Source organism: Galbitalea sp. SE-J8 (assembly GCF_030345695.1).
Classification (GTDB): domain Bacteria; phylum Actinomycetota; class Actinomycetes; order Actinomycetales; family Microbacteriaceae; genus JAUASV01.
Genome location: NZ_JAUASV010000005.1, coordinates 89,384 through 105,525, shown reverse-complemented (window position 1 = coordinate 105,525; position 16,142 = coordinate 89,384). Strand labels below are relative to the sequence as shown.

The 16,142-nt window shown below is 71.4% G+C and carries 19 protein-coding genes and 1 tRNA gene; 5 read left to right on the top strand and 15 right to left on the bottom strand.

Going from position 1 to position 16,142, the window contains the following annotated elements; all coding sequences use genetic code 11:
- Positions 1–23 precede the first annotated feature (23 nt).
- From rplL to QT381_RS05585, 4 genes are all read right to left on the bottom strand, one after another.
- Positions 24–413 (bottom strand): 50S ribosomal protein L7/L12, encoded by a 390-nt coding sequence (gene rplL / locus QT381_RS05600; protein ID WP_289247787.1) that lies wholly within the window; start codon positions 411–413, stop codon positions 24–26.
- 69 nt (positions 414–482) lie between these two features.
- Positions 483–998: a 50S ribosomal protein L10 gene (gene rplJ / locus QT381_RS05595; protein WP_289247786.1), complete on the bottom strand. Its 516-nt coding sequence runs from the start codon at positions 996–998 to the stop codon at positions 483–485.
- Between the two features lie 264 nt (positions 999–1,262).
- A complete protein-coding gene (locus QT381_RS05590; RefSeq protein WP_289247785.1) occupies positions 1,263–2,753 on the bottom strand; it encodes a sensor histidine kinase in 1,491 nt (496 codons plus the stop codon).
- Positions 2,750–3,496: a response regulator transcription factor gene (locus QT381_RS05585; protein ID WP_289247784.1), complete on the bottom strand. Its 747-nt coding sequence runs from the start codon at positions 3,494–3,496 to the stop codon at positions 2,750–2,752. Before QT381_RS05585 ends, QT381_RS05590 begins: the two co-directional genes overlap by 4 nt.
- A 106-nt stretch (positions 3,497–3,602) precedes the next feature.
- Between QT381_RS05585 and QT381_RS05580 the strand changes: the two genes are divergently transcribed.
- Together QT381_RS05580 and QT381_RS05575 are read left to right on the top strand one after the other, a co-directional pair.
- Positions 3,603–4,220, top strand: a complete 618-nt coding sequence (locus QT381_RS05580) for a YqaJ viral recombinase family protein (protein ID WP_502877456.1) — start codon at positions 3,603–3,605, stop codon at positions 4,218–4,220.
- A 149-nt stretch (positions 4,221–4,369) separates the two neighbouring features.
- The gene (locus QT381_RS05575; RefSeq protein WP_289247783.1) at positions 4,370–5,974 is read left to right on the top strand and encodes a hypothetical protein; all 1,605 of its coding nucleotides are present in this window, start codon (positions 4,370–4,372) and stop codon (positions 5,972–5,974) included.
- Between the two features lie 98 nt (positions 5,975–6,072).
- Here the strand turns inward: QT381_RS05575 and QT381_RS05570 are convergent, their stop codons facing one another.
- Entirely contained in the window at positions 6,073–6,696 is a 624-nt protein-coding gene (locus QT381_RS05570) for a Pr6Pr family membrane protein (RefSeq protein WP_289247781.1), read from the bottom strand.
- Positions 6,697–6,809: 113 nt separating this feature from the next.
- Here QT381_RS05570 and QT381_RS05565 point away from each other — a divergent pair, with 113 nt between their 5' ends.
- Positions 6,810–7,763, top strand: coding sequence for an NADP-dependent oxidoreductase (locus QT381_RS05565; RefSeq protein ID WP_289247845.1), 954 nt, complete (start codon positions 6,810–6,812; stop codon positions 7,761–7,763).
- Positions 7,764–7,904: 141 nt separating this feature from the next.
- Here the strand turns inward: QT381_RS05565 and rplA are convergent, their stop codons facing one another.
- The 4 genes from rplA to QT381_RS05545 form a co-directional block, all read right to left on the bottom strand.
- On the bottom strand, positions 7,905–8,597 hold the full coding sequence (rplA, locus tag QT381_RS05560; protein WP_289247780.1) for a 50S ribosomal protein L1: 693 nt from the start codon (positions 8,595–8,597) through the stop codon (positions 7,905–7,907).
- Between the two features lie 2 nt (positions 8,598–8,599).
- On the bottom strand, positions 8,600–9,031 hold the full coding sequence (gene rplK, locus QT381_RS05555) for a 50S ribosomal protein L11 (RefSeq protein WP_289247779.1): 432 nt from the start codon (positions 9,029–9,031) through the stop codon (positions 8,600–8,602).
- 152 nt (positions 9,032–9,183) lie between these two features.
- Positions 9,184–9,576 carry a type II toxin-antitoxin system VapC family toxin gene (locus QT381_RS05550; protein WP_289247777.1) on the bottom strand — a complete coding sequence of 131 codons (393 nt, stop codon included), beginning with the start codon at positions 9,574–9,576 and terminating at the stop codon, positions 9,184–9,186.
- Between the two features lie 10 nt (positions 9,577–9,586).
- A complete protein-coding gene (locus tag QT381_RS05545) occupies positions 9,587–9,850 on the bottom strand; it encodes a hypothetical protein (protein WP_289247852.1) in 264 nt (87 codons plus the stop codon).
- On the opposite strand from QT381_RS05545, the gene QT381_RS05540 reads away from it, so the two are divergent.
- Positions 9,809–10,099 (top strand): helix-turn-helix domain-containing protein, encoded by a 291-nt coding sequence (locus QT381_RS05540; RefSeq protein ID WP_289247844.1) that lies wholly within the window; start codon positions 9,809–9,811, stop codon positions 10,097–10,099. The two genes, QT381_RS05545 and QT381_RS05540, sit on opposite strands and share 42 nt — an antisense overlap.
- 194 nt (positions 10,100–10,293) lie before the next feature.
- Here QT381_RS05540 and nusG read toward each other — a convergent pair whose 3' ends face one another.
- The 3 genes from nusG to QT381_RS05525 form a co-directional block, all read right to left on the bottom strand.
- Entirely contained in the window at positions 10,294–11,361 is a 1,068-nt protein-coding gene (gene nusG, locus QT381_RS05535) for a transcription termination/antitermination protein NusG (protein WP_289247776.1), read from the bottom strand.
- Between the two features lie 54 nt (positions 11,362–11,415).
- On the bottom strand, positions 11,416–11,691 hold the full coding sequence (gene secE, locus QT381_RS05530; protein ID WP_289247775.1) for a preprotein translocase subunit SecE: 276 nt from the start codon (positions 11,689–11,691) through the stop codon (positions 11,416–11,418).
- A gap of 124 nt (positions 11,692–11,815) precedes the next feature.
- Positions 11,816–11,888 (bottom strand) — tRNA-Trp (locus QT381_RS05525).
- Between the two features lie 173 nt (positions 11,889–12,061).
- Here QT381_RS05525 and QT381_RS05520 point away from each other — a divergent pair.
- Entirely contained in the window at positions 12,062–13,261 is a 1,200-nt protein-coding gene (locus tag QT381_RS05520; RefSeq protein WP_289247774.1) for a pyridoxal phosphate-dependent aminotransferase, read from the top strand.
- Positions 13,262–13,340: 79 nt separating this feature from the next.
- Here the strand turns inward: QT381_RS05520 and QT381_RS05515 are convergent, their stop codons facing one another.
- The 3 genes from QT381_RS05515 to QT381_RS05505 form a co-directional block, all read right to left on the bottom strand.
- Entirely contained in the window at positions 13,341–14,621 is a 1,281-nt protein-coding gene (locus QT381_RS05515) for an MFS transporter (RefSeq protein ID WP_353889755.1), read from the bottom strand.
- Between the two features lie 178 nt (positions 14,622–14,799).
- Entirely contained in the window at positions 14,800–15,435 is a 636-nt protein-coding gene (locus tag QT381_RS05510; protein WP_289247773.1) for a GntR family transcriptional regulator, read from the bottom strand.
- An 81-nt stretch (positions 15,436–15,516) separates the two neighbouring features.
- Positions 15,517–16,092, bottom strand: coding sequence for a response regulator (locus QT381_RS05505; RefSeq protein WP_289247772.1), 576 nt, complete (start codon positions 16,090–16,092; stop codon positions 15,517–15,519).
- Positions 16,093–16,142 lie beyond the last annotated feature (50 nt).

Genomic DNA, 16,142 nt, shown 5'->3' with positions numbered 1-16,142 from the left:
CCCCTCGCGAACGAGGGGAGCGATCACTTGAGGGTGATCGTGGCGCCGGCCTCCTCGAGCTGCGCCTTCGCCTTCTCGGCGGCCTCCTTGTTCGCACCCTCGAGGACCGTGCTCGGGGCACCGTCGACGAGAGCCTTCGCCTCGCCCAGGCCGAGGGACGTGAGGGCACGCACCTCCTTGATGACCTGGATCTTCTTCTCGCCTGCGGCCTCGAGGACGACGTCGAACGAGTCCTTCTCCTCGACCTCCTCGACGGCGGCACCGGCGCCACCGGCGGCCGGGGCGGCCACGGCGACGGGGGCGGCGGCGGTGACCTCGAAGACCTCCTCGAACTTCTTCACGAAGTCGCTGAGCTCGATGAGGGTGAGCTCCTTGAACGCGTCGATGAGCTCGTCAGCGGTGAGCTTAGCCATTGTGTACTCCTTGTTGTGTGCTGGTCGGCGCCGCAGCCGAGGCCGCGGCGTCTGGTTCGAAAACCGCGGTCAGGCCGCGGACTCCTGCTTGTCGCGCAGCGCGTCGACCGTGCGAACGGCCTGCGCGAGGGGCGCGTTGAACACGTAAGCCGCACCGAAGAGCGAGGCCTTGAAGGCGCCGGCCAGCTTGGCCAGCAGCACCTCACGGCTCTCGAGATCGGCGAGCTTGGTGACCTCCGCCTCGGTGAGGGCGTTACCGTCGAAGTAACCGCTCTTCACCACGAGGAGGGGGTTCGCCTTGGCGAAGTCACGCAGCGCCTTCGCGACGGCGACGGTGTCGCCGTGCACGAACGCGATCGCCGACGGGCCCGCGAGGGCATCGTCGAACGCCTGGATCCCCGCGTTGTTGGCGGCGATCTTGGTGAGCGTGTTCTTCACCACGGCGTAGGTCGCGTCTGCACTGATGCTCGTGCGCAGCTGCTTGAGCTGAGCCACCGTGAGACCGCGGTACTCGGTGAGCAGAACGGCGTTCGAGTCGCGGAACTTGTCCGTGAGCTCGGCGACCGATGCTTCCTTGTTCGCCATGGCACTCCTTCTGGGATTCGTCGGCCCGACCGTGCTTCGTCGTGAAACGGAAAAAGCTCCGAGCGCAGGCGCACGGAGCTTCGGCACGGATGTCGCCATCCGCGAGTCTGATTCGTTCACCTGCGCAGGTCGTCCCTCTCGGGACTCTTCGATCGGTGTCCGCTCGCGCGCACACCGATGACCGGCGGTCTTGGGCCTCGGACAGCGTACGCGGGAACGCATCCGTGCGCAACCGCGGTCGCGCGGGCGGGTGCGGGTGCGCGGTCAGGCGCGCGGCGCCGTCGCGGCGAGCGGCAGCGTCACCGTGAACACCGTGCGACCCGGTTCGCTCGCGACGTCGACCGTGCCGTCGTGCGCCGCGACCACCGCGGAGACGATCGCGAGACCGAGTCCCGTGCTGCCCGAGCCGGAGCGCGCGCCCGAGCCCGGGCCGCCGCCGACCCGCGCCCTCGAGCCGTCACCGCGCACGAAGCGCTCGAACACGGTCGGCAGCACCTCGGGGGCGATGCCTGGTCCGTCATCCGTCACCGACACGCGCGCGACGTCTCCGTCCACCGTCACCGCCGCGACGACGTGCGTGCCGGCGGGCGTGTGCACCCGCGCGTTGGCGAGCAGGTTGACGACGACCTGGTGCAGCCGCGGCGCGTCGCCCGTCACGAGGACCGGGGTGCCGGGCGCGTCGAGCGCCCAGTCGTGATCCTGTCCGGCCGCGTAGGCGTCGCTCACCGCGTCCGCGAGCAGCGGCACGAGATCGACGGGCTGCTTCTCCAGCTCCCGGCCGTCGTCGAGGCGGGCGAGCAGCAGCAGGTCCTCGACGAGGCTCGTCATGCGCACGCTCTCCGACTCGATGCGACCGAGCGCGTGCACCACGTCGTCGGGCAGCACGTGTCCGCTGCGCCGGGTGAGCTCGGCGTAGCCGCGGATCGAGGCGAGCGGCGTGCGCAGCTCGTGGCTCGCGTCGGCGACGAACGTGCGGAGCTTGCCCTCGCTCGCGTCCCGCAGGGCGAGCGCACCGGCGATGTGCCCGAGCATGCGGTTGATCGCCGCGCCCACGCGGCCGACCTCGGTGCGGTCGTCGGCATCCGCCTCGGGCACGCGCGCCTCGAGCGCGACCCCGCCGCGCTCGAGCGGCAGCTCGGAGACGTGCGACGCCGTCGCCGTGACGCGCTCGAGCGGGCGCAGCGCCGAGCGGATGACGGCGGCGCCGGCGATCGCGGCGAGTGCGAGCACGACGAGCACGACGATGAACACGACGGCGGCCACCGTCGTCACCGTGGACGTCACCTCCGTCATCGGCAGGCCGATCGCGACCGACCCGTACACGCGCGACTCGAACGCGACGATGCGATACGCCCCGAGGCCGGTGAGCGTCACCGTCGTCGGTCGTCCATCGCGCGTGATCGCCCCGACCTCGGCGAGCTGCCGCGCGGTCAACGCGATCGGGGTCAGCACCGGCGGGCCGCCGCCCGTGCGGGACACCTCGTCGCCGAGCACGGAGCCCGCCGCCGGTTCCCCGTCGATCCGCTGCCACAGCAGCGCGCCCGGTCCGAGGCCCGCGGGACCGGGCCCCCGGCCGAGCGCCTCCCGCAGCTCCTGGTCGAGCTTGACGGTCAGGGACGTCTGCAGGGTGAGCACGCTCACCGTGCCGATCACGACGCCGAGCACCGCGAGCAGCGCGACCGTGCCGAGCACGAGGCGCCGGCGCAGCGTCCACGGCCGCGTCATCCGCTCGCGCGCCGCACCGGTTCCGGTCATGGCACCGGTTTGAGCACGTAGCCGACCCCGCGCACGGTGTGGATCATCGCCGGGCCGAGCGTGTCGATCTTCTTGCGCAGGTAGGAGATGTAGATCTCGACGACGGATGACGTGCCGCCGAAGTCGTACGACCAGACCCGGTCGAGGATCTGGTTGCGGCTGAGCACCCGACGCGGGTTGCGCATCAGGTAGCGCAGCAGCTCGAACTCCGTCGCGGTCAGCTCGACGAGCGTGTCGCCGCGGTACACCTCGTAGGTGTCCTCGTCGAGAGTGAGGTCGCCGACGGTGATGAAGGAGTCCTCCTCCCCCGCGGTGACCATCGCGGAGCGGCGGATGAGACCGCGCAGGCGCGCGACGAGCTCCTCGAGGCTGAACGGCTTCGTCACGTAGTCGTCGCCGCCGACGGTGAGACCCGCGATGCGGTCGTCGAGCGAGTCCTTCGCGGTGAGGAAGAGGATGGGCGTCTGCACCCCGTCGTTGCGCAGCCGGGTGAGCACCTGGAACCCGTCGATGTCGGGCAGCATCACGTCGAGCACGATGACGTCGGGGCGCACCTCCCGCGCGGTCGAGAGCGCCTTCTGCCCGTCGGCCGCGATGCGCACCTCCCAGCCCTCGTAGCGCAGGGCCATCGAGAGCAGGTCGGTGAGCGACTCCTCGTCGTCGACGACGAGCGCGCGGATCGGGCTGCCGTCGGCCCGGGTGATGCGCGGCAGCGGCTGGCGGGGGGCGTGCGTCTCGGTCACCCTCCCCAGTATTGAGAGTTTCCTATGAGCGGCCTGTGTGGCCGGGCCGTCGCTGCGACGCGCGCGGCGTCGCGCGGATGTCGTCGCCGGCGGCGATGATGGAGCGGTGACCGCCGTGCAGCCCACCCTCGCGCTGTGGGACGAGCCGGTCGCCCCGCGCCGTCCGCACACCCAGCGCGTCGTCGCCTCGGCGAGCGACCGGGTCGCCTGGCTGCGCGCCCGCGCCCACGGCGTCACCGCGACGGATGCCGCCCGCCTCACGAGCGTCCGCGCGGCCGAGCAGGTGGCCGTCGACAAGCTGCTCGGCACCGGGTTCGGCGGCAACGACTTCACCGCGCACGGCCGCGCACGCGAACCGGAGATCGCCCGCTGGGTGTCGCGCGAGCACCGCATCGCGCCGAACGAGCTGCTGTTCCACGCCGACGCCGACGTCCGGCACCTCGCCACTCCCGACGGCGTCGCCGTGCACGACACGACGCTCGTGCTGTGCGAGATCAAGACGACGGCATCCGCCTGGCGCTCGATCCCGCGGTCCTACCTGCGTCAGGTGTGGTGGCAGCAGTACGTGCTCGGCGCGGAGCGCACCCTCGTCGTCTGGGAGCAGCACCGCGACTTCGTGCCCGTGGACGCCGAGCCGCAGTGCCGCTGGGTCGACCGCGACGAGAACGAGATCCACATGCTGCTCGCCTACGCGGAGCACGTGCTGACCCGACTGCGTCGCTGACGCGCGCGGATCGGACGCCGGGCGCCGGGCGCCGGGCGCACGACATTGGGTCTTCCTCGCGGTCCCTGCGGGTCTATGCTCACGAGTGGGGACGAGTTCGTCTCGACTTGGCCAGGGCGGCCGAGTCCACCTCTGCAAAGGAGCAGCACGTGAAACCCACCTACGCACGACGCCTCATCGGCGTCACCGCGGCCGGGGCTCTGGCCCTCGGCGGCACTCTCCTCGGCACCACCGCTGCGTCAGCCGACGCACCGCCCGTCACTCTCACCGGCACCGTGCTCGACGCGGGCGCACCGGCCACGGGCGTGTGGGTCGAGCTGGAGCGGCTCGACCCGGCGAGCGGCAACTGGTACTGGGTCGACGACGAGCTCACCGACGCGTCCGGCGCCTGGAGCCTCACCGACACGCTGAGCGACGGGAGCTACGCGTTCTGGTTCTCGCCGACGAGCTCCAGCTCGGCGATCTACTCGACCGAGCAGACCTCGACCGGATCGGACGAGTGGAGCGACATGGCCCCGCAGTTCACCGTGACGAGCGGCGCGGCATCCGTCACGACGTTCCCGCAGACGCTCGCCCGCAACGCGGGGGCGGTGTCCGTCACCATCCAGGACGTCAACGGGGTGACGCTCGGGGCTCCGGGCACCTACTCCGGCAGCGCCCAGATCAACAGCGGGTACGACGCCCAGGGCAAGTACGTGGGAGGCCGCGACGCCTACTCGGCCGAGCACTACGACCCCGTGGCGGCGACCTGGGTCTCGGACTTCGCGGGCACGGTCGTGGTCGGCGGGCTCAAGCCCGGAACCTACTACGGCGGCAGCGCGTGGGCGAGCGGCTACCCGAGCGAGTACTTCGACACCGTGATCCCGGTCGCCGTCGGCGCCACCACGGACCTCGGCGCCGTCCGACTGCCCGCGACCGCTGCCGCGCCGAAGGCGCTGACACTGCTCACCGCGCCGCGCAAGGTCGCGGTCACCGGTGAGCCGAAGGTCGGCTCGCTGCTCACCGCCACCCTCCCGGCCGGCGCCGTCACCGCGAGCTACCAGTGGTACGCCGACCACGGCGTGATCCCCGGGGCGACCGCGCAGACCTTCGCACCGACGACCGCGCAGCTCGGCCAGAGCCTCAGCGTCACCGCCACCGTCCGCCAGGTGGGCTACGGCAGCTCGCAGCTGTACTCGGAGAGCACGGTCCCGGTCGCGCTCGGCGACCCCGACGCGCCCGTCGTCACGCTGGCCGGCACCGCCACGTTCGGCAAGGCCCTCAAGGCGGTCGTGTCGGCTCCCACCGTGGGCGGCGCCGTGTACACGTACCACTGGTACCGCAACGGCGCCCCGATCGCGGGTGCCGACGGCAGCTCCTACACGATCGCCAAGGGCGATGTCGGCAAGAGGATCCGTGTCGGCGTCTCCTCGTTCGCGCAGGGACACTCGGATGGCGTGATCCCGTCGGCCGAGGTGCTCGCCAAGGACACCACCAAGCTGACGGTCACGCCGGCGTCGAAGAAGATCACCGCGAAGACCAAGCTCAAGGTCAAGGTCGCTCTCAGCAAGGGCGGCTCGACGGTGAGCCCGAAGGGCACGGCGAAGGTCTACTACAGCACGACCAGATTCACGTCGGTGTCGCTCAAGGGCACCAAGGCGAAGTCGGTCACGCTGCCCAAGCTCAAGAAGGGCACCTACACGATCAAGGTCGTGTTCGAGTCGGGCACGTTCACGGCGGCGACGAAGACGTTCAAGCTGAAGGTCACGAAGTAGCCGGTCACCGCATCCGCGGGCGATGATCGCGGCAGGGCGGTCCGGAGCTCTCTCCGGACCGCCCTGTCGCGTGAAGCGCCCGGGTCAGCGCGCCAGGATCAGCGCGCCCGGATGATGCCGCGCCAGCGACTCGCCCACCACACGAGCGCCCCGACGAGAACGAACGCGACGGCGATCACCGCGACCCAGAACCAGACCCCGGCGCCGAGGCGCGCGAGGTTGAGGAACGGGTAGGGCACCCATCCGCCGGCACCCTCGGCGACCTGGCGGAGGAGCACCACCGCGACCCAGACGATCGGATACCCGAGCACGAGCGGCAGGCGCGACCAGCGCAACGCCGGCCGGTCGCCGACGACGAGCCAGTCGACGGCCGCGTACACCGGCAGCACGACGTGGAGCACGGCGTTCGTCCACGGCACGACCGTTCCCACGTCGACTCCGGTCAGCAGGGTGTTGTAGACGAGCCCGACGATCACGATGTACACCGTCGCGGCGGCCCGCGCGAACACGAGCACGGTGCCCTGGCGCCCGCCCGTCAGGCCGGCGATGCCGGCCGCCGCGAACACGGCGACGCAGATCAGGTTGCCCTGCACGGTGAAACACCCGAAGAAGTTCACGAGCACGAACCGGCCCGCATCGAGCGAGCCGTGGGCCGTGACCACGACGGCCGTGGCGGATGCGATCGCCGCGATCAGCCGGATCGCGCCGACGCCCTGTCCCATGACCCCGCATCCTACGGTCCGCATAGTTTCCACCGAGGTGACACCCTCGTAACAGCGCCGAATCATTGCCTGCGTTGACTGGTCGTCGACCAGGAAGGGTTGCAATGGGCACCATGCGGGCCGTCGTCATCGAAGGCGCGGGCGGACCGGACGCGTTGACCGTCGCCGAGCGACCACTCCCCGCGAAGGTCAATGCCGAGTTCCTCGTCAAGGTCGTCGCCGCGGGCGTGAACCCGATCGACGCGAAGACGCGTTCGGGCAAGGGCGTCGCGGCGTCGCTCGCCTATCCGGCGATCCTCGGCAACGAGTTCAGCGGGATCGTCGTCGAGTCGCCCTACGAGGCGCACCCGATCAAGCCGGGCGACGAGGTCTACGGCATCACGCCCGTGCCGCGCTCGGCGGGAAGCTACGCGGAGTACGTCACGGCATCCGCTCTCCACCTCACGCGCAAGCCGGCCGCGCTCTCGCACGTCGAGGCGGCGGGGGTCCCGCTCGCCGCGCTCACCGCGTGGGGCATGGTCGTCGAGATCGCGAAGGCGCACGAGGGCCAGCGCATCCTGATCCACGCCGGGGCGGGCGGGGTCGGTCATTTCGCCGTGCAGTTCGCCCAGTACTTCGGTGCGTACGTCATCGCGACCGCCTCGACGCGCAACGTCGGCTGGTTGCGCGAGCTCGGCGCGGCCGAGGTCGTCGACCACTCCGTCGACCGGTTCGAGGACGCCGTCTCGAACGTCGACGTCGTCATCGATCTCGTCGGCAACACCGCGGATGAGACCGGCACCCGATCGCTCCGCGTGCTGCGGCCCGGCGGGCTGCTCATCAACGCCCCGACCGGCAGCTGGCCGAGTCTCATCGACGACGCCGCCGCCGCGGGCGTGCGCGCCACGACGTTCAAGTACACCCCCGACGGATCGACGCTCGCGGTCGTCTCGCGGCTGCTGCAGTCGGGCGACGTGCGGGTCTACGTCGATCAGGTCTTCGACCTCGACGACGCTGCGGCAGCGCACACGGCGCTCGAGACGGGGCACACGCGCGGCAAGATCGTGCTCAAGGTCTGCGACGGCTGAGCCCTCGCGAGCCGGACGTGATGGGGGTCGCGTCCGGAACGACGAAGGCTCCGCGCGTGCTGCGCGGAGCCTTCGTTTCGTGAGGCGTTCGCCGGGCTGAGGAACCCGCCGAGGAGGCCGGTTACGGCCGTCTCGAAGCGCTCAGGCGAGGGTCGCGACATCCACCGGGATGCCGGGGCCGAACGTCGTCGAGACGGTCGCCTTCGTGATGTAGCGGCCCTTCGAGCTCGACGGCTTCACGCGCACGATCTCGTCGATCGCCGCCTTGAGGTTCTCGTTGAGCTGCTCCGGCGAGAACGAGGCCTTGCCCGCGACGAAGTGCACGTTGGCGTGCTTGTCGACGCGGAACTCGATCTTGCCGCCCTTGATCTCCTCGACGGCCTTGGCCGGGTTCGGGGTGACCGTGCCGGTCTTCGGGTTGGGCATGAGACCGCGCGGGCCGAGCACCTTGCCGAGTCGGCCGACCTGGCCCATGAGCTCCGGGGTGGAGACGGCCGCGTCGAACGACGTGTACCCGCCCGCGACCTTCTCGATGAGCTCGGCGCCGCCGACCTCATCCGCTCCGGCCGCGATCGCGGCCTCGGCCGCCGCACCCGTCGCGAACACGATGACGCGAGCGGTCTTGCCCGTGCCGTGCGGGAGGATGACGGTGCCGCGCACCATCTGGTCCGCCTTGCGGGGGTCGACGCCGAGCTTGAGCGCGACCTCGACGGTCGAGTCGAACTTCGCCGAACCGGTGACCTTCGCGAGGTCGACCGCCTCGGCCGTCGTGTAGAACCTGCCGTCCTCGATCTTCTCGGCGGCGGTGCGGTATGCCTTGGACTTGGTCGCCATGATTACGCCTCCACCGTGATCCCCATCGAGCGGGCGGTGCCCGCGATGATCTTCTCGGCCGCCTCGATGTCGTTCGCGTTGAGGTCGACCTGCTTCTGCTCGGCGATGGCGCGGACCTGCTCACGCGTGAGCTTCGCGACCTTGACCGTGTGCGGCGTGGACGAGCCCTTGGCGACGCCCGCGGCCTTCTTGATGAGCTCGGCCGCCGGCGGGGTCTTCAGGACGAACGTGAACGAACGGTCCTCGTAGACGGTGATCTCCACCGGGATGACGTTGCCGCGCTGCGACTCGGTCGCGGCGTTGTACGCCTTGCAGAACTCCATGATGTTCACGCCGTGCTGACCGAGAGCCGGTCCGATCGGCGGAGCGGGGTTGGCCGCACCGGCCTGGATCTGGAGCTTGATGAGCCCCGTCACCTTCTTCTTGGGCGCCATGAAGCGCTCCCTTCTGTCGTGCGTCCTGCGGACGCGCTCCCGACATCCGGGCGACTCCCGGATGCGGTGGTGCTGCGCGCGGGCACGCCAGCGCCCGGACAACCTGTTCATGATACGCGGATGGTGGGGTTGCCCGCCAGTGCGGTGACCGGTCAGTCGCCGGCGCGACGCACCACCGCCACGCCCTCCGCACGGGCGGCTCCTGCGAGCCGCTCGTCGAAGGTCGCCAGCCGGGCGCCGTCACGCAGCGCGGCGTGAAGCACGCAACAGTCCGGCATCTTCAGCCCATGGCGCGCGCGAAGCTGCGCCAGCACGCGCGGATCGTCGGGCTCGTCCAGTCGTCCGACTCCCATCGCGTCGAGAGCCGAGGCGACGGCATCGTCCTTGCCCGCGCCCGCTGGGCGCACAAGCACCTCGGCGAGCGTGATCCGATGAGCCACGAGACGCTCACGGCCGGCGCTGCGGAGGATGGCTTTCGCCCGGCGGAAATGGGCATCCGTCCGATCGAGTGCGGCGATCATCACGCTCGCGTCGAGCACGATCACGTCGGCCCGCTCACTCGGGCCAGTCGGAACGGAGCTCCTCGAGATAGCCCTCGGGGTAGACCCCGGCGAAACTGCCCGCAAGCGAGTCGACGGCGGCAGCGCGACGAGCGGCCTCCTCCTCGGTCAGCTCGGCGACGCGGGCGCCGTTCTCGATGACGAGGCGCACGAGCAGGCGCGATCGCGGCTCACCGGGCCACCGGCGCTCGGCCGCGTCGAGGGCGCGCGCCACCTCATCCGTCTCGGTGATCTGGTAGCGCGGGCGGGTGGTCGGCATCGACCGAGTGTACCACCGCGGGCGCGGTGTACCACCGGCTGGCCGTCAGTCGGACGACAGCTCGCCGCCGCGACAGACATCGACTCGTCGAACATCCGCGCCTACGAGGGCGGACGCGGGATGCCGAACGTGCACTCGCTCGTGCGCATCGCTGCCGCGCTCGGCGTCGAGCCGGGAGACCTGCTCGAGGGGCTCGACCTCGCGATGTTCATTCCGCGTGCGCAGGACGGTCGGCGCCGCTCGGCGTGAGGTGCGTCGACGGGCCGGCTGACGGCATCCGTTTGGACGACGAAGCGGGCGGCACCGGGGTGCCGCCCGCTTCGGGGCAATGCGTGCTGTGGTCTCGAGACGCGTACTCGCTACGCTCGTGCGCTCCTCGACCAGCGGAGGAGGTGCGCTCCTCGACCAGCGGAGCGGGTGCGCTCCTCGACCAGCGGAGCGGGTCAGAGCTTCGTGACCTGGTCGAACGACAGCTCGACCGGCGTCTCGCGCTCGAACAACGACACGAGCACCGTGAGCTTGCCGCTCTCCGGCTTGATCTCGTTGATCGTGCCCGGAAGACCCGCGAACGAGCCCTCCTTGATCGTGATCGTCTCGCCGATCTCGAAGTCGACCTCGGCCGGGATCGAGCGGCTGACCGCCTTGCCCTTCGAGGCCGCGCCGCCCGCGGCGCTCTTCGCGGCCGGGGCCTCGACGACCTGCACGAGGCTCTTGAGCATGCTGAACGCCTCGTCGAAGCGCAGCGGCGTCGGGTTGTGCGAGTTGCCGACGAAGCCCGTCACGCCGGGGGTGTGACGCACGACCGACCAGCTGTCCTCGTTGAGGTCCATCCGCACGAGCACGTAGCCCGGGATGCGCACCCGGTTGACGAGCTTGCGCTGGCCGTTCTTGATCTCGACCACGTCCTCCATCGGCACCTGCACCTCGAAGACGTAGTCCTCCATCGACATCGAGACCTTGCGGTTCTCGATGTTCTGCTTCACGCGCTTCTCGAAGCCCGCATAGGAGTGGATGACGTACCACTTGCCCGGCTTGCCGCGCAGCTCGAGCTTGAACTCCTCGTACGGGTCGACCTCGACGGCCTCCTCCGCCTCGATCTCCGCCTCGACGATGTCGGCCGGGTCGGTGTACTCGGTCGGACGGTCATCGGGACCGTTGACGTCCGGGCCGTCGTAGGGCGTCACGTCGTCGTCCTCCTCGTCTCCGTCGTCCTCCTCGTCGTCGGTCGCCTCCGCGGCGGCCTCCGACTCGTCGTCCGAGTCGATGTCCAGGGCGTCGTCGACGACGGCATCCGCCTCGGTGTCGACGGCCGCGTCGAGCGCGTCGAGCAGTCCCTGGAGGTCGCCGGCGTCATCCGCCGACTCGTCCTCGACGTGCAGGGCGCGGTGCTCGGCCGAGTCGACGCTGCGCTCCTCGGCGGCGAGGGTGTCGCCCTCCTGGGCCTCGTCCTCCTCCGACGACTGCTCCGCAGCGGTCGCGAGGTCGATGTCGTTCTGGTGGTTGTCCGCCACGATTCTCATTCCATTTCGTGTGGGCCGGCGAACCGGCCCGGTCGCCGGGCGACCCTACTGCTCGTTGCTGCCGAAGACGACGTTCACCGCGAGGGAGAACACCCAGTCGAGCGCGCCGACGATCGCCATCATGATGATGACGAAGACGAGCACCACGAGCGTGAAGCTCACAAGTTCCCGCCGCGTCGGCGTGACGACCTTGCGCAGCTCGGCGATGACCTGGCGGATGAACAGGGCGACCCGCGCGAACGGGTTGCGCCGTTCGGCGCGATCCTTCCGCGCGTTGGCGACGACGTCCTCACTGGGCTCGTCGATGATCTTGCGTGCCACTCTCGTCCAACCTTCCGACAGTTTCGTCGTTCGGATCACTTGTCATCCGAGATCACCGGCCGGCATCCGCACGGATGCCGAACCGCGTTCACTCGAACACCGCGTCCATTCGAACACGGCCCTGCAGGGCGGACAGGAATCGAACCTGCAACCTGCGGTTTTGGAGACCGCTGCTCTGCCAATTGAGCTACCGCCCTAGGCGCCCGGATGGCCGGACCGCCGAGGGGAGGAGTTCCGCGCGACCGTGCGCCGCCGACCAACGTTCATCGCCGGTTAGCGGGCACGGCGAAGCTTGGTGCTCCCCACCACTTCAGTCGAGTGTACGTCATCCGGCCGGGCCGGGGAATTCGGCGCCGGTACGCTGGACGTCGTGCCGAGCCCCCACCGCATCTCCTCCCGCATCGCCGCCATCGCCGAGTCCGCGACCCTCAAGGTCGACGCGAAGGCGAAGGCACTGAAGGCGGCCGGCCGGCCGGTCATCTCCTACGCGGCGGGAGAGCCGGACTTCGCGACGCCCGCGCACATCGTCGAGGCGGCATCCGCTGCGGTGCTCGATCCGAAGAACTACCGGTACACGCCCGCCGCCGGCCTGCCGGAGCTGCGCGAGGCGATCGCCGCCAAGACGCTGCGCGACAGCGGGCTCGCCGTGCCCGCATCGCAGGTGATCGTCACCAACGGCGGCAAGCAGGCGGTGTACCAGGCGTTCGCGACGCTGCTCGACGACGGCGACGAGGCGCTGCTGCCCGCGCCGTACTGGACGACCTACCCCGAGGCGATCAAGCTCGCCGGCGGCGTGCCCGTCGAGGTGTTCGCGGGTGCCGGCCAGGAGTACAAGGTCACGGTCGAGCAGCTCGAGGCGGCCCGCACGGAGCGCACCAAGCTGCTCGTGTTCGTGTCGCCGTCGAACCCGACCGGCGCCGTGTACACGCCCGCCGAGACGGAGGCGATCGGCCGCTGGGCGCTCGAGCACGGCGTCTGGGTGGTCTCGGACGAGATCTACCAGAACCTGACCTACGACGGCGTGACCGCGGTCTCCATCGTGCAGGCCGTGCCGGAGCTCGCCGCGCAGACGATCCTCGTCAACGGCGTCGCGAAGACCTACGCCATGACCGGATGGCGGGTCGGCTGGATGATCGGCCCGGCCGACGCGATCGCCGGCGCCGCGAACCTGCAGTCGCACCTCTCGTCCAACGTCTCGAACGTGTCGCAGCGCGCCGCGATCGCCGCGCTCACCGGGCCGCAGGAGTCGGCATCCGTCATGCGCGACGCGTTCGACCGGCGTCGCAGGCTCATCGTCGCGGGACTCTCCGCGATCGACGGCGTGATCTGCCCGACGCCGCACGGCGCGTTCTACGTCTACCCCGACGTGCGCGGCCTGCTCGGCCGCAGCTGGGGCGGCGTCACCCCGACCACGACGCTCGAGCTCGCCGACCTCATCCTCGAGCAGGCCGAGGTCGCCGTGGTGCCGGGCGAGGCGTTCGGGCCCTCGGGCTACCTGCGGCTCTCGTACGCCCTCGGCGACGACGACCTGCTCGAGGGCGTCGCACGCCTGCAGCGGCTCTTCGCCTGATCGCCGTGCCGCCGGATCGCCCGCTGCGCGGCCGTCGGCGCGGCCGGGGCAGGTGCGCGCGGCCGCTGCCGGGCGCTCGTCAGCGCGGCAGCGGCAGGTGCGCGCGGTAGCGGAGCGCGACGACGCCGCAGCAGATCGCGGCGGCCACCACGCCGACGAGGAACAGCGCCGGGTAGCCCCAGGCGACGGATGCGATCGCGAGCGCGGCCGGCACGAAGAAGCCCAGGTAGCTGATCGAGTAGTAGACGGCGGTGAGCCCGGCGAGGTCGTCCGGGCCGGCGATGCGCTGCACCTCGAGCAGCCCCGAGACGAGCAGCAGGCCGTAGGCCGCGCCGAGGGCCGCGGCCGCGACGAGCCCGATCGCGACGCTCGCCGCGAACGCCGCCACCGCCGCGAGCCCCATGCCGAGCGCGGCGACCGCGAGTGCGACGACGATCGCGCGCGCCGAGTGCGGCGAGTCGATGCGCTTCGCCGCCTGCTGGCTGAGCACGCCCGCGCCGATCGCCACGAAGCAGAACAGGCCGGCCGCGCCGACGCCGAACCCCGGCATCCGCCACGACAGCACCACCGGCAGCACGGCGTAGGCGCTCGCCGCCGAGCCGAACACCCAGGGCGCCATGGGCACGACCACGAAGAGGAAGCGGCGGTGCCGTGCGGCCGGCACCCGCAGGTCGTCGCGGAGCCGCCCGGGCGCGGCGGACCGGGCCCGCGTCTCGGGCGACGCGGACAGGAGCGCCCACGCCGCGAGCGTCGCCACGACGTTCACGGCGTAGGGCAGCACCTCCGGCAGCGGCGAGAACTGCGCGAGCAGTGCCGCGGCGACCGCGCCCGTGCCGAACCCCACGGTGAGGGCGAGGGATGCCCGCCGCGCCCCCGCACCGGACGTGCCGCGCGGGTCGAACGGCGGCTCGGAGAGCTCCTTCACCCAGCTCGTGCCGACCGCCATCACGACGCCGAGGGCGAGGCCCGAGAGCAGGCGTCCCGCGAGCAGCGCGCCGGGGAACAGATCGCCGAGCGCGAGCACGCCCGACCCGAGCACGCACAGTGCCGCCGCGACGTGCATGAACGGCCGGCGGCCGTAGCGGTCGGACAGCGGTCCGCCGAGCAGCAGACCCGGGACGATGCCGAGCACGTACACGCCGAGCAGCACGTCGACCGCGAGCGCCGTCAGGCCGTCCGCCTGCCGGTACAGCACGAGCAGCGGGGTGAACTCGTTGCCGCCCCAACCCACCGCGACGAGCGCCGCGGCGCCCCCGAGCCAGGCGCGCGGGCCGGTCCGGCCTCGCGGACGGATGCGGCCCCGCGCTGGGGCGGCGGAGCGGACGCTCCGCACGGGAACGGTGCCTGTATCGGCCGTCACCGGTCGTTCTCCTTCGTCGTGGTCGGGTGCCGCGCTGGTCGTGCTGGGTGCTGGTCGTGCTGCGTTGGTCACGCTGCGTGCTGGTCGCTGCGTTGGTCGTGCTGCGTGCTGGTCGGGTGCTGTGTTGGTCGTGCTGCGTGCCGGTCGCGCCGTGCGGCAGTCGTGCTGCGCGCTCGCGCTAGTCCGCGGTGAGCTCGCGGTGGATGTCCGCGAAGTGCCGCTCGAGCACCTCGGCGAACGTGCTCCCGGCGCCGAGCGCGGCCGCCAGCCGGCGGTGCTGCTCGACCACCCGGTCCAGGCGTGCCGGCTCGGCGGCGACGGCCCGGGACGTCATCCGCCGCTGCCGGTCGTCGAACCCGCGGTACACCGCGGAGAGCACGTCGTTGCCGCCGGCGTCGACGATCTCCTGGTGGAACCTGGCGTCGAGGCGCGCGAACTCGTCGAGGTCACGCGTGCCCGCGACGCGCTCCTGCTCGTCGGCGAGCTCGACGAGGCGTTCCGCGAGGGCCGCCCGCGCCGCGTCGTCGAGGCCGGATGCCGCCCACTCCTCGATCACGCGGCGTGCCTCGAGCACGTCGCGGGCCTCGCGCCGGCCGATCGGCACGACGACCGCTCCGCGCTTCGGGTAGAGCTGCATCCAGCCCTCGGTCTGCAGCCGATGGAACGCCTCGCGCACCGGCGTGCGGCTCACCCCGAGCTGCGCGGCGATCTCGTTCTCGCTCACGAGGGAGCCGCCCGGCAGCTCGCCGTCGAGGATGCGCGCGCGCATGGACGCATAGGCACGACTCGCCGCGGACTCGCTCGTGGCCGGCATCCGTTCCTCCTTGTATACAAGTTGCATACTACACGCTCGCCGTCGGAGCGCCATCGCTCGCCGCTGAGGGGACGCATCCGGTCAATATCCGCTCCCCCATTCCGACGGAATGCGACCCCTCAGCTGGTCGTCAGAGCAGCTTGCCTCGCGCTCGCGCGCCGAGAGCCGGTCGAGCTCGTCGTCGGTCGACGCCTGCTCCCCCGCGACCGCGCCGAACGCGTCGAGCACGATGCCCGCCAGGCGCGGCGAGAACACCGCGTCCCCGGATGCCACGGCCCGCACCCCGGCAGACACCTCCGCCCCCGACGAGCCCTTCGTGATGTACCCGCGGGCGCCCGACCGGATGACGCCGACGACGTCCTCCGCCGCGTCGGAGACCGAGAGGGCGAGAAACCGCACCGCACCCGCACCAGCACCAGCACCAGCACCAGCACCAGCACCCGCGACCACCCGCCGCACCACCTCGGCCCCGCGCCCGCCGGCGCCGCCGGGCAGGTGCACGTCGAGCAGCACGACCACGGGGGTGAGGCGCCCGATGGCGGCGACCGCCGCATCCGCGTCCCCGGCCTCGCCGACCACCTCGAGGTCCGCGTCCAGGTCGGCGCGCAGTCCCGAGCGGAAGATCGAGTGGTCGTCGACGATGAGCACGCGCGTCATGCGGGAGCCTCCAGGTCTGGGGCGGGGCGGTCGTCGTCGGGGCGCTCGTG